This is a genomic window from Chitinophaga sp., from assembly GCF_035538455.1.
Taxonomy (GTDB): Bacteria; Bacteroidota; Bacteroidia; order Chitinophagales; family Chitinophagaceae; genus Chitinophaga.
This window is the reverse complement of sequence record NZ_DATLKJ010000110.1, coordinates 41,606-58,360: the sequence shown is the minus strand read 5'-3', so window position 1 is coordinate 58,360 and position 16,755 is coordinate 41,606. Positions and strand designations below refer to the sequence as shown.

General features: G+C 37.7%; 16 protein-coding genes. 5 read left to right on the top strand and 11 right to left on the bottom strand.

Going from position 1 to position 16,755, the window contains the following annotated elements; genetic code table 11:
• Positions 1-30: 30 nt before the first annotated feature.
• The 9 genes from VM802_RS13595 to VM802_RS13555 form a co-directional block, all read right to left on the bottom strand.
• Entirely contained in the window at positions 31-1,641 is a 1,611-nt protein-coding gene (locus tag VM802_RS13595) for a DEAD/DEAH box helicase family protein (RefSeq protein WP_325531323.1), read from the bottom strand.
• On the bottom strand, positions 1,622-2,767 hold the full coding sequence (locus VM802_RS13590) for a cysteine desulfurase family protein (RefSeq protein WP_325531321.1): 1,146 nt from the start codon (positions 2,765-2,767) through the stop codon (positions 1,622-1,624). Before VM802_RS13590 ends, VM802_RS13595 begins: the two co-directional genes overlap by 20 nt.
• A gap of 10 nt (positions 2,768-2,777) precedes the next feature.
• Positions 2,778-3,233, bottom strand: a complete 456-nt coding sequence (locus VM802_RS13585) for a hypothetical protein (protein WP_325531319.1) — start codon at positions 3,231-3,233, stop codon at positions 2,778-2,780.
• Positions 3,230-4,987 carry an ATP-binding protein gene (locus tag VM802_RS13580; RefSeq protein WP_325531317.1) on the bottom strand — a complete coding sequence of 586 codons (1,758 nt, stop codon included), beginning with the start codon at positions 4,985-4,987 and terminating at the stop codon, positions 3,230-3,232. The genes VM802_RS13585 and VM802_RS13580 overlap by 4 nt, the downstream gene beginning before the upstream one ends.
• A gap of 13 nt (positions 4,988-5,000) precedes the next feature.
• On the bottom strand, positions 5,001-6,107 hold the full coding sequence (locus VM802_RS13575; RefSeq protein ID WP_325531315.1) for a phosphoadenosine phosphosulfate reductase domain-containing protein: 1,107 nt from the start codon (positions 6,105-6,107) through the stop codon (positions 5,001-5,003).
• Entirely contained in the window at positions 6,104-6,568 is a 465-nt protein-coding gene (locus VM802_RS13570; protein WP_325531313.1) for a hypothetical protein, read from the bottom strand. The genes VM802_RS13575 and VM802_RS13570 overlap by 4 nt, the downstream gene beginning before the upstream one ends.
• A gap of 72 nt (positions 6,569-6,640) precedes the next feature.
• Entirely contained in the window at positions 6,641-9,325 is a 2,685-nt protein-coding gene (locus VM802_RS13565) for a hypothetical protein (RefSeq protein WP_325531311.1), read from the bottom strand.
• Positions 9,315-10,190, bottom strand: a complete 876-nt coding sequence (locus VM802_RS13560; RefSeq protein ID WP_325531309.1) for a DUF4007 family protein — start codon at positions 10,188-10,190, stop codon at positions 9,315-9,317. Before VM802_RS13560 ends, VM802_RS13565 begins: the two co-directional genes overlap by 11 nt.
• A 113-nt stretch (positions 10,191-10,303) precedes the next feature.
• The gene (locus VM802_RS13555) at positions 10,304-10,519 is read right to left on the bottom strand and encodes a helix-turn-helix transcriptional regulator (protein ID WP_325531307.1); all 216 of its coding nucleotides are present in this window, start codon (positions 10,517-10,519) and stop codon (positions 10,304-10,306) included.
• Between the two features lie 408 nt (positions 10,520-10,927).
• Here VM802_RS13555 and VM802_RS32355 point away from each other — a divergent pair, with 408 nt between their 5' ends.
• Entirely contained in the window at positions 10,928-11,236 is a 309-nt protein-coding gene (locus VM802_RS32355; protein ID WP_414647081.1) for an Arm DNA-binding domain-containing protein, read from the top strand.
• A gap of 8 nt (positions 11,237-11,244) precedes the next feature.
• Complete coding sequence (locus VM802_RS13550; RefSeq protein ID WP_325531305.1) at positions 11,245-12,129, top strand: tyrosine-type recombinase/integrase; 885 nt, start codon at positions 11,245-11,247, stop codon at positions 12,127-12,129.
• A gap of 27 nt (positions 12,130-12,156) precedes the next feature.
• Here VM802_RS13550 and VM802_RS13545 read toward each other — a convergent pair whose 3' ends face one another.
• Positions 12,157-12,693: a hypothetical protein gene (locus VM802_RS13545; protein ID WP_325531303.1), complete on the bottom strand. Its 537-nt coding sequence runs from the start codon at positions 12,691-12,693 to the stop codon at positions 12,157-12,159.
• A 208-nt stretch (positions 12,694-12,901) separates the two neighbouring features.
• Here VM802_RS13545 and VM802_RS13540 point away from each other — a divergent pair, with 208 nt between their 5' ends.
• From VM802_RS13540 to VM802_RS13530, 3 genes are read left to right on the top strand one after another with little or no spacing between them, the layout of a single operon-like run.
• Positions 12,902-13,690: an SDR family oxidoreductase gene (locus VM802_RS13540; protein WP_325531301.1), complete on the top strand. Its 789-nt coding sequence runs from the start codon at positions 12,902-12,904 to the stop codon at positions 13,688-13,690.
• Positions 13,691-13,724: 34 nt separating this feature from the next.
• Positions 13,725-14,126, top strand: coding sequence for a GlcG/HbpS family heme-binding protein (locus VM802_RS13535; protein WP_325531300.1), 402 nt, complete (start codon positions 13,725-13,727; stop codon positions 14,124-14,126).
• An 18-nt stretch (positions 14,127-14,144) separates the two neighbouring features.
• On the top strand, positions 14,145-14,948 hold the full coding sequence (locus tag VM802_RS13530) for a helix-turn-helix domain-containing protein (protein WP_325531298.1): 804 nt from the start codon (positions 14,145-14,147) through the stop codon (positions 14,946-14,948).
• 353 nt (positions 14,949-15,301) lie between these two features.
• On the opposite strand, the gene VM802_RS13525 is transcribed toward VM802_RS13530, so the two are convergent.
• Positions 15,302-16,735 (bottom strand): RagB/SusD family nutrient uptake outer membrane protein, encoded by a 1,434-nt coding sequence (locus VM802_RS13525; protein ID WP_325531296.1) that lies wholly within the window; start codon positions 16,733-16,735, stop codon positions 15,302-15,304.
• Positions 16,736-16,755: the final 20 nt, after the last annotated feature.

The window sequence follows — 16,755 nt, the reverse complement described above, 5'->3', positions numbered from 1 at the left end:
TAATATATCAACTGTTACAGGTAACTTATGCTATGCTTTATGAATAATTCGCTTTCGCTTTAAGAGTAGACGTTCAATTACGCCTTGTTTTTCGGGAGTCGCCTGACCATACCGATATATTTTTGCCAATTGATTACTGATTTCGGAATAATCTGTCATTTCCTCATCGGTCATTCTAATAATGTGAGGATAATAGTAATATTGACATAGTATTTTGTCTCGAATAGCCTTATCCATGGAGAAAGAAAATGTATACGGTTCCTTATCGGAAAAAAACTCTTCCATTTTAACAGTACCTTCTAAATCGTAGATTCGCTTTGGCGTTGCAGACAATCCGATCCTTCTTGGCAGGTGAAATTCAGTTAATCTTTCGGCTACTGTTGGGGAGGCTAGGTTATGCCCTTCATCAGCAATGAAAATAGTATCTTCGGGTAGATATTGTACTAAACTTTGAAACTTTTCTTTAACAAAAGAGGCATACGTGCAAATAATAATGAAGGAAACAGGAATACGTTTAGCAGTAGAAACGAGTGTACTAACTGTGCCTTGCCAGTCAATTTTTGAAGATATTTTGTATACCTCTTGGAAGTTTAATGTCCTTGCTTCCTTCTCCCATTGCTCAACCAAGGTAATTGTGGGCACAAGGATCAGAGCATGATAGATTTTGTTTTCACTTTTATGGTATTCATTTAATAAGCAGTTTAAGGAAGTAATTGTTTTTCCCGTTCCGGTTGCCATCGCAAATATGCCTTTTTGACCATTCCTTAGCCAACTCTCATAGGCTTGAATCTGATAATCCCTCGCCCCCTGGTGGCCTGGGAATTTTGGGCTTCTAATAATTTTGTCAATATCGTTGTGAAGCTTAACAATTGTTTGCTTCAATCTTTGGTTTGATATCAGGCTTGTTTTCCTTCTCACTAATTCCTCTTCCTGAACGATTAATTCATTCAGACTTTTATTGCCGAATTTATCACGAATTGCCACCTCAATATCTTCAACAGCCAAATACTCTACATCGTTATCTGTCTCCGAAAAATAAGCATCGATAATCTTTAATTGTTTCTTGATAAGTTTGTTGGATCGCCCATTTTCCCAACTTAAAAACGCCTCCAATTCTTCGAGGTTTTCTGACAATCCATATAGAGTAAAATTGCAAGATGCCTTGTAACCAACCTTATTTTCGCCATCACTGAAGACTCCTGATTTGTAGTGCGCGATTCCTCTGCTATTCTTCGGTTTGATAATTTTGATCTCAATGCGCTTTGCGGCAATTAGGTACGCTAAACATTCAAAAAAATGAATATTATATTCATCTAACACTTTTCCAAGTGAAACAACATCAGTTAAGTCAAAAACTCTATTGATGTTGTTTGAATTCAGGCCCTTTTCAACTACCTCTTTATCTTTCTCAGAAAGGAGATGATTTATAACCATTCTCATCTTTCCGCCCTTGCTGATAAAAGTGGCAAAACCAACAGATAATAAATTGATTGCTGCTGAACTAAAATACCCAAGCAATAAATGGAACTCGGAACTGTTAGCTAAGCCCTCAAGATAAAATTGTAGGGGTTCGTCTTCAGTTCCGGTTTTATAGTCTCTGTCTATTGACCAGTTGCAGGATTTAAGCATATCGCGAGTCATTTTTGATCAATTGAGAAATACTCTTAATGACCACCTCTATTTCGCTTTCTGTATTGAACCTGCCCAATGAAAATCTTATAGAGGAAAATGCATCTTCATCACTTAAACCCATAGCAATGAGTACGTGCGAAGGCCTCATTATCGCAGATGCGCATGCAGATCCATTGGACACTGCTATGTTTTTCATTCTGCCTATCAAGATATTTGCATCATGCCCTTTAAAGCATATATTGGTGACATTACAAGCCCTGTTATCTATATTCCCATTCACTGAGGTGCCAGGTATTTGTAATAAGCCACCTTCTAGTTTTTGACGCAATAGGCTTATTCGGTTGACATCTTCTTTCATTCTCGTTTTGCAAAGTTCGCATGCTACTCCTAGTGCTATAATGCCGGGAACGTTTAGGGTTCCGCTTCGTAGGCCTTTCTCTTGACCTCCTCCATGCGTATATGTAGGGACCTTAATTCCATTTTTTACATATAAAGCCCCGATGCCTTTAGGACCATAGATCTTATGTCCGCTGATGCATAGAAAATCAACATCGAGGACGTCAACATTGATGTCCATTTTACCCACTGCCTGTGTTACATCAGAAAAGAAAAGGGCCTGAGTTTTACGGACAATCGAAGAAATGTCTTGTATTGGTTGTGTTACACCTGTCTCATTATTTACATACATAATGCAAACAAGGATAGTCTCTGGGCGTAATAATGCTTGTAATTTAGCTAGATCAATAATGCCTGTATTGTCAACATCTAGATAGGTAACTTCAAAACCCTCTCTTTCAAGGTGCTTGCAGGTATCTAAAACGGCATGATGCTCTGTCGCTACAGTTATTATGTGGTTGCCTTTGCGCGCATTCAATGCGGCGGCTCCTTTCAGTGCAATATTTATAGCTTCTGTTGCTCCACTCGTGAAAATAATCTCATTGCTATCTGCGCAGATTAAATCAGCTACTTGCTTTCTTGCTTGCTCTACCGTTTTGTTTGCCTCATTTCCAAAATAATGAGTGCTGTGAGGATTGGCATAATTGTCAATCAGAAAGGGTAGCATTGCATCTAATACCCTTTTGTCAACTTTGGTAGTAGCATTATTGTCAAGGTATGTGATAGCATTATTGTGCATGATCTAATTATTATAACGTATTGTAGTTATTCTCAAACTTTTGAACGATATCCGCTGCAACCCTTATTACTTCTGAGTTCGATGTTCTTCTTGGAAATCGATCGTGCCATGAAACTATGTCGTAGCTCGGGCTAAGTTTACCTCTGCGAAGTTGAAGCTCCTTTTGAACCAAATACTCAACTGATTCTCTATAAGAACTTTCTTCGCTTGTATACAAACGTTTTTTCGGAAGAGGAAAACTTAATAATATCATATCATGAATTTTCTCTATCCCAACGCCTCTTTGCTCTAAAAATCTCTTCCTAAACGTTCCCTGTGAGTTGAAATGACCATGCGCCCTTCCAATTGGACCAGACGAATTGTTTGTCATTCCAATATATATAATGGTGTGTAGTTTTGAAACCCATATATAAATATATGCCGTATCCATACCATTATGGACATTATAGACGTTTGTTTGAATCATGAACCGCGTTCAGTGGTATAATTTGGTGGTAATTCATTTTCCAGCTTACGAACCATATGGGCAAGAAACTCTGAGGTAATTCGTCTAAAATCCCATAAAACTTTTTTAATTTCTTCATATTCGAAATCCGTTATATTCTTATATGCATAGTACTCAGAATCAGCCAGCTGCAATAACAATAAATCAAACGTTATTTGCAAATCCTGGTTTTTTTCGTTGTTTTCATATATATAAAGGGCAAACCGGTGAAGCTTATTTATCCTGACACAATTTCCCAAGTCTGTATCGTAGTATGGTTCCCAAAGTAAGTTATCAGTTACAGAGCTTACTCTGAATATTTTGGATAATTGCGGATTAATTTCTCCCTTAACAGCCTCTTCCTTTTCTTCCTTAGTGATATCTTCAAAGGTACCAACATCTTCGCCCTTATCTTCTTTCATCATTTTTACGATAAGTCTCACTTTGGTCGCCATATCTTTAGTGATTAGCTCAAGCCTTTTCTCAACCTCCTCTTCTGAGGGAAGAGTATCACCAGGGAGGATTTCTATTTGCTCATATTCACTAAGCAGTTTGTTCGCGATTTCATTTGGGTCCTTGTTTATGATCTCACTGCGAATCCGACCTGCATTAAGCCAGGCATTCTTGCTTTTATTTCTTGCTTCTCGGGTAACATCACTTATCACCTTCCAAGCTTCTTCTGACAACGTCAGAGTTGACTTCTTTACATCAATATTGAAGAAGTCATCGGCTTCATTATTAATTGAAATCCTGCTTCTAAAAGCATAAAAGTATTGATCGTATGGAATTATTCCATTTAGATGGGACGCCCAGGAAATTAACCTATTATTTCTATAAACATAAAACCCATAATTGCCAGATTCAATCAAATATTTTTTTCGAATCTCAGCGTCTTTGGCTTCGCCTAAATGCTTTATCCGGAAGATAGGTGGATACGGTAATTGGGTAATTTCAATTTCAGCAGTAATACCTAACTCATTATCTAGTGTGATTTCTTTTTTCTTTTCTATCCATTTAACCTCTGTACCATCCCAGGAATTCTCGTCTAAATTCCCATTTTCATTAGCCTCATCTATAAATAAAGGATCAATAGCGTTTACTTCCTTGTCAGAAATGAAAATTTTGACTCCTTTCTCTTGGATAAAAAAGTAATAGATAACACCTGCTTTGGTATTGAGTTCCTCTATCGTGTTTCTTACACTTGGATGATTGTTTTTTCGAATATCTCCAATCCTTATTATTGTTCCCTTCCCTTCGGCTAGGTATTTAGAAATAATTTCGTTGTCAGATATGTCTATTTCCTTTTCCTCTGCCGTATAGGATTTCGTTCGCATTGTTGTTGGCAAGGAGACCTGAAACTTAGTAAATCCACTGCCATCCGAACTGATTATTTCAAGAGTATCTCCTTGCGAGAATGCTGCGGATTTTAATCCTAATCCAAACTTAGATAATGAATGTTGTTCGTAATATTGATCTGAAGAGCCAAGTTTCAGTGCATTAATAATTTGATCGCGGTTCATGCCGTCACCGTTGTCAACTATTAAATACTCCTTAACGTTATTCTTTTTTGCATCTGAAAAGTCTTTACGATCTTTTACAATTAATAGGTGTACTAATTTTGCATTAGCCCTAATAGAGTTGTCTATTATATCGCATATAGCTGATGAAGTTGTATAACCTATACGACTTAGTCCGTAAAGAAGCCTTCCTCCATCAATTTCTAAGTTAATTGCCATACCAATTTATAGTTTAAATAAAGCAGCTTGCACACCCTATCCCCTCTGCCTCTTCTAAAATATCAATCAGATAAGGTGATTGGGGTTTTAATGCACTCCTCTCCATTCTTTTTAAGTATTCGGTTTTAATTCTTTTTACCCTTTCAGGTTCAATCAACTCTTGCAGGCTTTCTCCTTGGCTCCAAGTATAACCGTCTTTTTCATACTCCATAGCCTTTTTGTACAGATCAGGATGTTGCTCATACAGCCAAATCCATTCAATTTTTTGCTGAAAGAAGCAGAAATAGCATCCGGAGCGACTCCGTGCATATTGACCGGTTTTGCCATCGATACCAAAATCAACTTTGTTATAGTAAGCGGGAACACCTACGCCACTTTCCTGCAAAATCCTAAAAATATCATTTCTTATTAGAACATCTTCATTGTCTAGCAATGGGAATGATGCTTCGTTAGCCAACGGATAATCGGTAGTTTTTAGAAAAGCAAAAACCAAATGATTAAAGCCCTTTACATCAGCATCCAGTAGAGCATTCAGTTTCTGCGCTTGTGTAAAAGAAGGCTCTATTTTCTTCGTAAGGATCTGTTCTACTTTATCCTGGAACCGACCAAAGTTGATATCTCTGGAAAAGGCCCAAACTAGCTCCATATTTTGGTTGGATAATACTTTGGCAACTACGTCTTCACTCCAGATGTTCTTCCTAAAGGGGAAGATTGATTGTATATTCTTCTTTGTGGATATATAACCTTCTCGGTCTTCATCTCCCCGGATACCCACATAGGAAACCACTGGATCGGTACCGACGTATTGCTCAAAGGGCTCCAGCTTCAATTTTTTAGTACACCAGCGGGAATTGGATGAAGGTAGAAAACCTCCATACATTTTGAGGAAATGATCAAAAGGGTCTTCGGAACTTCTTTTTGCTGCTTGCAATAGGTTGATTTTTACACCTAAGAACACCTCAAGGTTTTTAATAAGCTGGTACGTTTCGTCTAATTCTTTTCCTGTATCACATGAATAGAATTCAATATTTAATGATGGATATTTTGTCTTGATATAAATCGCCAATGCGGCGCTGTCTTTGCCGCCGGAAATGCCGAGCACATGCCTTGTTAAACTCATTGCAATAACTCTTTTAAAAGGTTTAATACAGCTGCAATGTTTGATGTTCTGTCATTGCCAAGTTTCTTTTTCATTGCAGTTTTTAATTGTTCAATTTCTTGCCCCTTATTTTTGGGTACTCTTACAATTTTGGGATTGATAGTACTAAAGAATGTATCAATCTTTACTCCAATAACATCTTCATTTTTCTCATCAATATCGGTTTTTGAAATAGTTGTTAAACTATCAAGCTCCAATATCATTGCTCTAAACTTTTCATACAGTAACATCTCGTCCTCATCCGTAAACATCTCGAGTGTTCTGCTGGTGATAGTTTGTGCTAAAGAATTTAGCCATGCTTTTTTATCGTCCAAAGGAGAGTCAATACGCTGTATGAATGTCTTTTGATTAGATAAAAGCAAATGTTTTTTTAGCTTGGAGAATCGACTTTGCAAGCTGTTTTTATACTCTTCAAACTCCACTACTTTTCCTACGAATTCATTGCAAATAAATTCTTCGAATCTTTTTACTAACTCGTCGTAGGCGGTACGTAACTAACGAACGGCATTTTGAAGGTTTACTGCATAGCCTTGTAATTTTGACTTGTCTTTTTGTAAAGTGTTAAGGGAGAAGTTTAACGCGTTGGGAAATGCTTCAAAAAATGTAACTTCTGGATCCTTACTCTTTGCTATTGCTTGGCGCACTTTTAATGCCGCGGCGGACAGTCGTTTGGTTTGTTTCGAATATTCTGGTAACTGTCTGTAAAATACAATAAATGGTTTTATCGTTTCAATGAACGAGTTATTATCAAATTTGAGCTCGGTTGATTGATTGAGAAATGTTCGATAACTATTGAAAATGTCGAGTTTGACTCCCTCAATATCAAATGTTTTTATAGAGTAATCATTTGGATATTTAATAATCAACTCAAGATTCTCTTCCGACAACTGTGGGATATAGACATTTTCGTTGAAAATTGCAAAGTCATCACGTTTGAGAAAAAGAAACGTTGGTATCCAAAAATCAATCAGGCCTTGTTTTAACTTAAAAGGTCGTTTATTCAAAATTTCGACAAATTCAGAGATTGGCTTTTGCTCTGACTTGGAATTCTCTAGAAATTTTTCGGAAACCTTCCAAAGCCTATTAAAAGTGGAGTTTTTGTCAATAGCAACAACCTCAAATCTATTTTCTCGAACTGGTGAAATACCATTTTCTTTCAATAGAGATAAAAAGATGGTTTTTTCAGGTGGAAATTTAGATTCATCAAATCCTAAATTTTCTTCATCCCAATTATTCACTAGTGCTTTAAAGTAGTTCTTTTTGGCGGTATGAATAGAAGATGAAATACGATGTTTATTGACCAATTCGTTTTTAAAAACAGGTGTCGCATCGTAAATAATGCTGCAAACTTGCGAAAGCAATTTGTTAAAATCCCTTTTATTGGAAATCTTTTTTTCTTCGCCTTTAAAAAACCATTTTACATCTTTGCTTCCTGTATAAATGCTATCGGAAATGTAATGGTTAAGTAAGCGAATCTGTGCGTCAACGATATTCTCTAATTCTCGTTTAGCAACTTTGTCGTCTCCGTTTTCCTCAATTACTTTTTGGATTTTTTCAATCTCAAACAGTAGGTTTTTTATTTCTGTAGAATTTTTGAAAAAGCAGTAAATAATTGCTTCCTTTTGAGTTTTCGATGCCTCCAAAACGTCAGTGACTTTAATCTTACTATTGAAGATTAGATTTACGAATCCATCATTTTCTCCTTTGGGGATTTCTTTTGTAATAGGATATTCTGATATTTTGAATTCAAAAAATCTTGGTGTTCCCTTCTCGTATGAGTATAACTTTGCAAATACAGGTGAGAATTGAAAGTATTTACTTAGCAATAGTGTAACATCTCCAACTTCGGAAATTTTATTTCCCGCCTCAATCAGTGCAGTCTGAATGTCTAAATCCGTACCTTCAAACAAAATGTAGCGCTTGCTGTGGGACCTGAAACGGATTATATTTTTAGTTTCGAGATTTTTGATGATAGTAGTACCGTTTGAGACGCCACTAGCAATTGTAAGATAATTGCTTAAAAAACGATCGTCTATTATAGATCCACTGGCAGAGAAAATGTTTAATAGACCAATAGTTTTAACTGCTTTTATGTAGTCATTTATAGAAGCATCAAATGTTCTTTCCACATTTTCTATTGCCGAACGTATAGAGCTCCAAGCAGAAAAATCAGGATTATATTTTGAAGTGAGAAATGAGTAAAAATTGAAATTTAAATAGTCATATACGCAACTCAGATTGTAAAATTGATTCTCTCGTTGGTTAAATTTTGTTAAGCCTGTATGGTCAGTTGATTCAAGGAAGGTAAACAACGATCTTTCATTCTGTCCATAACGTTGGAGAGAAAGTGTAAGCGTATTTGCTGCAAGCATATCAAGCGGATAAAGCTTGGTTGCAATCTTGTTTAGGAAATCTTTGTTAAAATTGAAGGCCTTGGTAGCAACAGATAAATTTAGACATTGCTCAATTGTTGAGCTGGTCGGTTGGATTGCAACATTTTCAGCAACATATTCAGACGCCAGATATAGAAGTTGTTCGACTGGTTCATTGAATGTAATTTCACGGAAACGACCTTTTACTTTTACCCATTCTTGTTTTTGGGTACTGCTTAATGAATAGGCATATGATTCAAAGCTTTGATGGACAGTTGTAATTAAGACAATATTGTATTTAGGATTGTTGCAAAACTCCGCTAATTGTTGAATGAAATATAATTCATTTTCAGGATTATGCTTGCTTGCATATTCTAAAAATTTCCCAAATTCATCTAGAAATAGAAGCAAAATTCCATTGCTTTTACCTAGTGAATGGTAGCGATTGAAAATTTCCGATAAAATATTTTCATGCTTATTTTTATTTGTGTTTACTTCGAATATGTCAGAAAATTGCTCTACTATTGAAGTATATGAACCAACAATCTTTACGAAGTCTACTTTAGGATTAGTAATAAAATTAGCTTCGAAATAGCGTTTCTTTCCTTTGATACTTTGTTCAAGAGCTAAAAGAAAGGAAGACTTTCCTGTTCCATAAGTACCAATAATATTAAATGAGCGAATACCCTTCTTAAAGTCGTTCACAATTTGGCTAACAACTTGCCCTGCATTGGGAGTAGGGATGTAATTTAAGTCCCTTTCTGTGTCCCTAAGGATATTTACCGATGTAGTGAAATTATTTGCCATAATATTTATCTAAAATTGAATATGGATTTGCTTTGTTCTTAAATTGAAGTTCTTTGATCCCTGCATGATCAGTGAACGTTATACTTTTATTTTGACTAATAATGTCAGTGATCTTGTTTGTCAATCCCAAGCGATTTAATCCGAAAATAGACCCTGGGCTATTGTGGTCAAATTCCAATGAATTTAAACTGATAGAATTACCATAATTTGGATTATCTAGAATTGAAAATAGTACAACTGCTTCGGGCAAATTATCTCTTTCGTTGTTTTCAATTTGGAATTGTTCATCCTTGCCCTTTCCGATTGCTTTAAGCAGCCCAATTTCTGAAAGGATTCCAGAAAAGCTATCCTCCACATCGTTATTCTGACTGTCGTTTTTATACATATTTACAAAAACGTTGAAATCTTTCGCAACGGTGTTTTCATTGAAAATTAATTCTGGATTTGCTTCTTGGATTCTTTTTAAATAATTTAAGAAAGTTTCTTTGGTAAAAAGTATTTTCTCCTTTCTAAATTCATTAAAGATAATATTGTAAATAGAAGCCAATTCTGTTTTGACTAGTTGATAATGCAGTAGCCAAAGACTGGCTTCATCCTCTAAGTATGGATCGTAGCCATTTTCCTCGTCAAATAATCTTGTTCCAAATTCAGTCACTTGGTCTTTGTTGTCTATAATGTTAAATGCTTTCATCCAGTAGCGGATGGCTGAGACCATATTCTTACCGACCCCCAACTTTACCACAGCCTCTTCATCATTGAAAGACTCTTTTTTTTGTATGAAGTCATAGCCCTTTTTTAGCCAAAGCTGTCGGCATTGAAAGGAATCATGCCCGGAGAAAGTATATTTTATAATGTCCGTATTCACTTATACTAATTTTATTTTCTAACTCAATTTTTATTGGGTGCTTAATTATAATATTATAATTTAATTGGCTTTGTGTTTATTTTTCTTGTTATTATTGAGACGTTTATTGGGACTTATTCATCGATTTTTGAAGGAACTAGGAGCTTTCTTACATTAACATCGAGAACTTCAGCGATCTCAAACAATGTTTCAACTGATGGTTGCCTTGCATTATTGCACCATTGAGAAACAGTAGCCTGATTCTTACCAAGCTTATCAGCGAGCCATTTATTTTTCTTGTTTAACTCTGCTAATACAACTCTTATCCTGTTTAACTCCTTAATAGCCAAAATTCTTTGTGTTTTAGGCAAAAATATAAAAAAATTAGCTAAAAATATTAATCTCTATGCAAATCAAGCTTTTTATTAAGATGGCTTTACACGGTTGACTTTATCACCACGGACGAGTGTATCTTCAATGGATACTGTGGAGTTTAGTCGACTGTGTAACTAAGTTACTCAGGAAATTTCAGCTAGTGCCCGAAGATCAAATATAAAAAGGTTCGAGTTTCGTACCATAGGGATCACTGGATACTTACGCTAAAAGCCGCTATCATAGCGGCTTTTCCTTATTGGTGGCTACTCAGCCTAATTACTTTGACACCTCTTGACACCCTCCAACAGCCCCTATTCTTCTAATTACATTTACAAATTTATTTACCATCAACATTTACAATTTTAACGATAGAATATAGTGCTATGGCGACAATTAGCGTAATCCTAAAAACACACCGTAAAAAGCAAGACGGTACTTTCCCAATATGCATAAGAGTTACTGAAAAGAATAAAACACGATATAAATATGTCGGGTATTCAGTAACGGAATTACAGTTTAAGGAGGGCTTAAATGGCTGGGTTCGAAAACACCCCGATTCAGTACTGATTAATACAATAATCGAATCTGAACGCACCAAAATACAGGAGAAATTAACTCGGCTTGTTTTGGAGAAAAGGAATTTAATTTTGAATATCTGCTTTCGGATCAGCCAACAGGGGGGCATACAATAGGTGAAATCTTGAAAAAAATTGCTGAACGGCATTCTCAAAACGATGAAATAAACCAGTATTATAAACAGTTATCTTTGAAATCTCAGGTTACAGAATGTTTAGGGAAAGATAAGCCCTTAAATGATATTGGTCTGAATGACGTTGAAAAAATAGTCGATTGTTTCAAAAACGTTCATAAAAACAAACCGAATACAGTAAATAGGAAATTACGGTTTCTGTCTACGGCTTACACTACAGCACAGAAAACATGGCCAAAGGAAATTAACCCTGTCAACCCTTTTAAACTGGTAACTGTTAAACGTGAGAAGACCAGAAAATTAAAACTAAACATAGATCAGTTAACAAGGCTTGAAAACATGGAGCTATCAGGGATGCTCGATTTAGCACGTGAAATGTATTTATTCGCTGTTTATTCTCAAGGTATGAGGTTTGCAAATGTGGCAACGCTAAAAAGGGATACTATAGACCCTGCATATCTTGATTATCGAATGAATAAAAGCCGCGATCTTCGAAGCATCAAGATACACCCAAAATTAGCCAGAATTATTGAAAAATATTGGCATTCAGGCGGGGCATATCTTTTCCCCCTGTTAAAAAAGGAATGTACAACCAAGAAGGAGTTGTACTATGCTATTGATGAAGCCAACTATAATATTAATTTCTATCTTAAAAGGATTGGCGAACTGTTAGGGATTACCGGACCAATGACTTTCCATACCTCCCGGCATACCTTTGCACAGTTGCTGAAGAAAAGTGGGGTAAATCCGTCAATAATTCAGGAAAGTTTGGGGCATGAAAATTATGCGACAACTGAAACTTATTTGGCTGATTTAGATGATGATGAAATTAACGATGCGGTGACACCAGTTTTTTATCAACTAAGAGAGGCATAGAAAAAGGCCGGGAAATCCCGACCTTTCTTACATATACTTTTTCCAAGTCCGATAGGTTAGATTGTATTTGAACGCATCATCATCATTTATAAATCTAAACGATATATGTTCCGGACCAATACTTTCAACATCGAAAACTTTATGATACGCAACTTGAATTACCTTATCCTTTGAAACATAGAAATAGTTAGTATAACTTGTTGTGCCTCCAATTTCTGCCATACCACCGGAAGAAATCATAGGATTACCGTAGACATTAGATAGTAGGTTTTCAATACTTACTCCAATGACTTCTGTTTTAGGATATATCCATATCCTGTTTACTTTTTTCACAGGATTTACAGCGAGATAAATTGATTCTGCGGGAAAACTCAGGCTTTTGCCGTCCGATAGTCCCGTAATTTCCCCCATATATTTAAACCATGCATCTCCGTCTGGACCAGGGATTAGGTTATCTCGATCACTGGGGCCAAACTGATTCAAGGGATTAATTTGCTCTAATGATTTTCCTAACTGTAATTCGCCTATGCCTAAGTTATTAAAGTACTGCATAATATAAGTCATACTACTATTTCAATTCCATTGAATGGACTTTAAATATAGATAATAAAATATTCTCTTTAAATGTGCTTACAAGACTTTTAACAATGTTACCTATAAGCAGTGGATATAACTTTAATGAACTTTTGAGCAATATAAAATTGGACTTCCTGGCAACGTAAAATAATTGCTTATCGAAGAATTTTGCGCTATACTTTTAAACAAGATAAAAATGAGCAAGACGATCTTAATTACAGGAGCTGCAAGCGGTTTTGGGAAAATCGCTGCATTTGACTTAGCCAGGAAGGGTCATAAAGTAATTGCGACCACACAGGTATATCCGCAAATGAGTGATCTTATAAAAGAGTCGAAGGAAAAAGGAATCAACCTTATTGTTGATAAGCTTGATATAACCGATCCTCTGGATAGGGCCAATGCACATAAGAAATACGACATTGACATCCTGATCAGTAATGCCGGTATCATGCAGGGGGGGCCTATTGCCGAGCAGCCGGTAGACCTGATCCGCTCGATGTTTGAGACAAATGTATTCGGTGCTTTGGAGCTGGCTCAAGGATTCATTAAGAAGTTTGTCGGGAAAAAATCAGGTAAAATTGTGTTTACATCTTCCATGGGAGGGCTCTGGACAGTACCTTACGTCGCAGCGTACTGTTCTTCAAAACACGCACTGGAAGCCATTGCGGAAGGATTGAAAACAGAGTTGGCCCCTTTCAATATTAAAGTCGCTACTTGTAACCCAGGTATGTTTGGTACCGGATTTAATGACAGAGGTGCCGACTCCATCTTCCGCTGGTATGATCCTGAAATTAATTTTACTCCATCTTCAGCATTTGACGGGGTTGCTGAGGCACTGGCTAATCAGCTGGATCCCCAATCTATGGCCGATTGTATTGTAGATGTTGCTCTGGATGATAATTGCAATTTCCGGAATGTACATCCAAAGGAAACTGAGGATTTCGTAAAGCAGCTCCAAACCGAAGCCTGGACCGTTAAAAGCTAGGATAAGCTTTTCCTTCATTTCTAAAAAGAACTAAATGAACATAACCTATAAAGATGCAGTAAAGGTGCTCGAAGCGGCTGTCGCAAAAGCAAATGCCCTTAACATACCTGTAAGTATAAGTATTGTGGATAATGGAGGCCACTTGGTATCGTTTGCACGGCTGGACAGCGTATATGGTGTCGTTGATTTTGCTATGAAGAAAGCAAGAACGGCTGCCATGTTTGGAGTAGACAGCGATGTGATGGGAATTATCATTGCGGATGCAGAACTACATGCCCAAGGGATGACAAATGCCAATGGGGGGCTTTTGACAATAGCCGGAGGCGTAGTAATAAAGAATAAAGAAGGCAAAACGATCGGTGCTATTGGTTCTTCTGGAGGAACCCCAGAGCAGGATAGGGAAGTTGCAATGGCCGGGGTCGCGGCGATTGCCTGATTTTTTAGATATTTGTATATGGCCGAATGTAATGAAATCATCTTTGGTAAACTTGTCTATTCCTGTGCTTTTGAAAAATACAGGAGCGATGAAGAATTTATACCAGAACATTTCCTGGGCTTTCAACTGTCCGGAGAAACACATGCGTTCTATGCAAAGGGAAATGCCGTAGTTACAGAGAACACCATAGTGCTGGTCAGGAAGAACCAGCTTATTCGAAGCATTAAATATCCTGATAAATTTGGTAAATACCAGTTCGTTTCAATAACCCTCGATAAAGAAACATTACAGCAATACGCTATGGAGAATAAGATCGTAGTTGATACTCCCTACCGGGGAAACCAGAAGCTTTTCTTCGAGCCGGATGATTACCTGCGGTCTTATTTTCTTTCTCTGGGTCCCTATATCAACAAGACAAAAGAAGCGACACCCAGGCTAGCTGCATTAAAGATCAGGGAAGCTGTAGAATTACTGCTTCAAAGTAATCCGGATTTTAAAAATCTGTTGTTCGATTTTTCCGAACCTTATAAAATAGACCTGGAAGAGTTCATGAATCAAAACTATATGTTCAATGTCCCGGTAGCGTCTTATGCAAAACTTACCGGTCGCAGCCTGTCGACTTTTAAACGGGATTTTGAACGAACATTCAGGAAGTCTCCCATGCGATGGTTGATGGAGAGGCGTTTGGATGAAGCCCACTATCTTATTAAACATAAGCAGCAAAAGCCTGCAGATTTTTACCTTGATCTGGGGTTTGAGAACCTATCCCATTTTTATTTTGCATTCAAACAAAAATTTGGAGTCACTACTTCTGAGATATGAATATCACTATGGACTTTATTCAACAAGTGCAGCTTTGGGCAAAAGAGGAGGTAGAACAGGGAAAATGGATGCTTGGCGTCGCTTTAGTACTGTTGTCACTGCTTATTGTATTGCTTAGGAGCGAAAATGCGCTGCTCCGTTGAATGTTCATCCCACTTTTTATATTGTTCCTGGTAAGTTCCGGTTATGGAAGTTACCAGGAACAACCTCTCCGGAAACGGGCATTTCCGGAATATTTCTTTATAGGGCCAGAAAAAGAATTGCACCAACCCGGAAGCTGGTGCAATATTGAAGTTTTAATACCCGAGGTCTGGAAGTCCACCTCTTTATATAACATGTTCCGAAAGCACTATTTAATAAACACCATCATACGGATTCTGATCTGCTGATGTTATGCTGGTGTTGGTGGTGAATTCGGCCGTAGGTAACTGGAATATTAGCCGCCATGAACGGGCGGGAAGATTGATAATACGAGGATGGTCACCGGTGCGAACTAAACCCTGACCAGTACGTATCAGGTCGAACCAGGCAAAACCTTCTCCATACAGCTCTTTTCTCCGTTCCACCAAAATATCACTTACAAGTGCCGCTCCGGTAGAGGTAATTCTTGTTGCTCCTCTTTTGTCCTGTAGTTCCCATAACAGCGCCTGGGCTGCGGCATCCTGGCCACCTTGTCTTGCAAGGGCTTCTGCTTCTATCAACAACATTTCTGAAGCACGCATCATGAGCACATCTCCGGTACCAGTGGCATTATCGCGGAATTTATCAGAGGTCCAAAGGTTATAATCTGTTCTTTTCCAAAACTGGTTACGCGCATCAGTAGCAGAGAACAGGTTTTTAAATTGGTCATTTACACAATAAGTGTCATAGCTCCAGCGAAGGCCCCTTGATTTATTTGCCCACAAAGTAAAAGAGGGAACATTGCCAAATGTTGCATCAATGGTCTGGTGCTGCCCCCACATCCACTCAGCATTGCCCCAATCGTTAAAACCTGCTTTGTATTGATCACCCGTCATGATGGGGAAACCAGTTCGGGCCAGTCTGGCGGTAGCGGCGGCATTGGCCCAATCTTCCATAGTCAGGTATACTTCAGCCAAAATGCCCTGGGCTACCTGCTGGTTGATCTGATTTTTGTATTTACGGCTAAACCCTGCAAGCCCCGGAATAGCTGCTTTCAAATCGTCTACAATGTGCTGATAGATCACAGACACTTTTTCACGTGGTTTACCAATAGTGCCAGGTTTGTCGTAGTAAGGCACACAAGGAAGATCTTTTGCTATGGCATAGGTTTGTGAAAACAGTCTGGCCAGGTAAAAATATGACCATGCCCTGATCGCTAGTGCCTGCGATTTGATCTGCGTTTTTCCTGTTGCGTCACCGTCTATCTTGTCTATGTTGGCCAAAATTTCATTGGCATTGCCCGACAGGGTAAAGAAGTATTGCCACATGTTAAATGACAGTGTTCCGTCTGCCCGGGTGGAGGCCAGGATGAAGTGGTTGTAATACGCCTGCATATAACCTTGTGCCTCAAAAACAATGATATCTTTGGCTGCGGCATCGAGTCCATTCTGCCAACTGATGATACCACTCGTTTCGACAACAGTACTTTTTGAAGTCAGATAACGATAGGTACCGTTAAGTAATGTTTGAGCACCATCTAGTGATTTAAACAGGTTCTGATCAGAAACCTGTGTAGTGGGGTTAGTTTCCAGGAACTCCTTACTACAGCTTGTAATAAGCATAGCCACTGCCATCAGTATATAGAGCGTATTTTGTTTTTTTACCATGATTGTAAGTTTTACGGCGT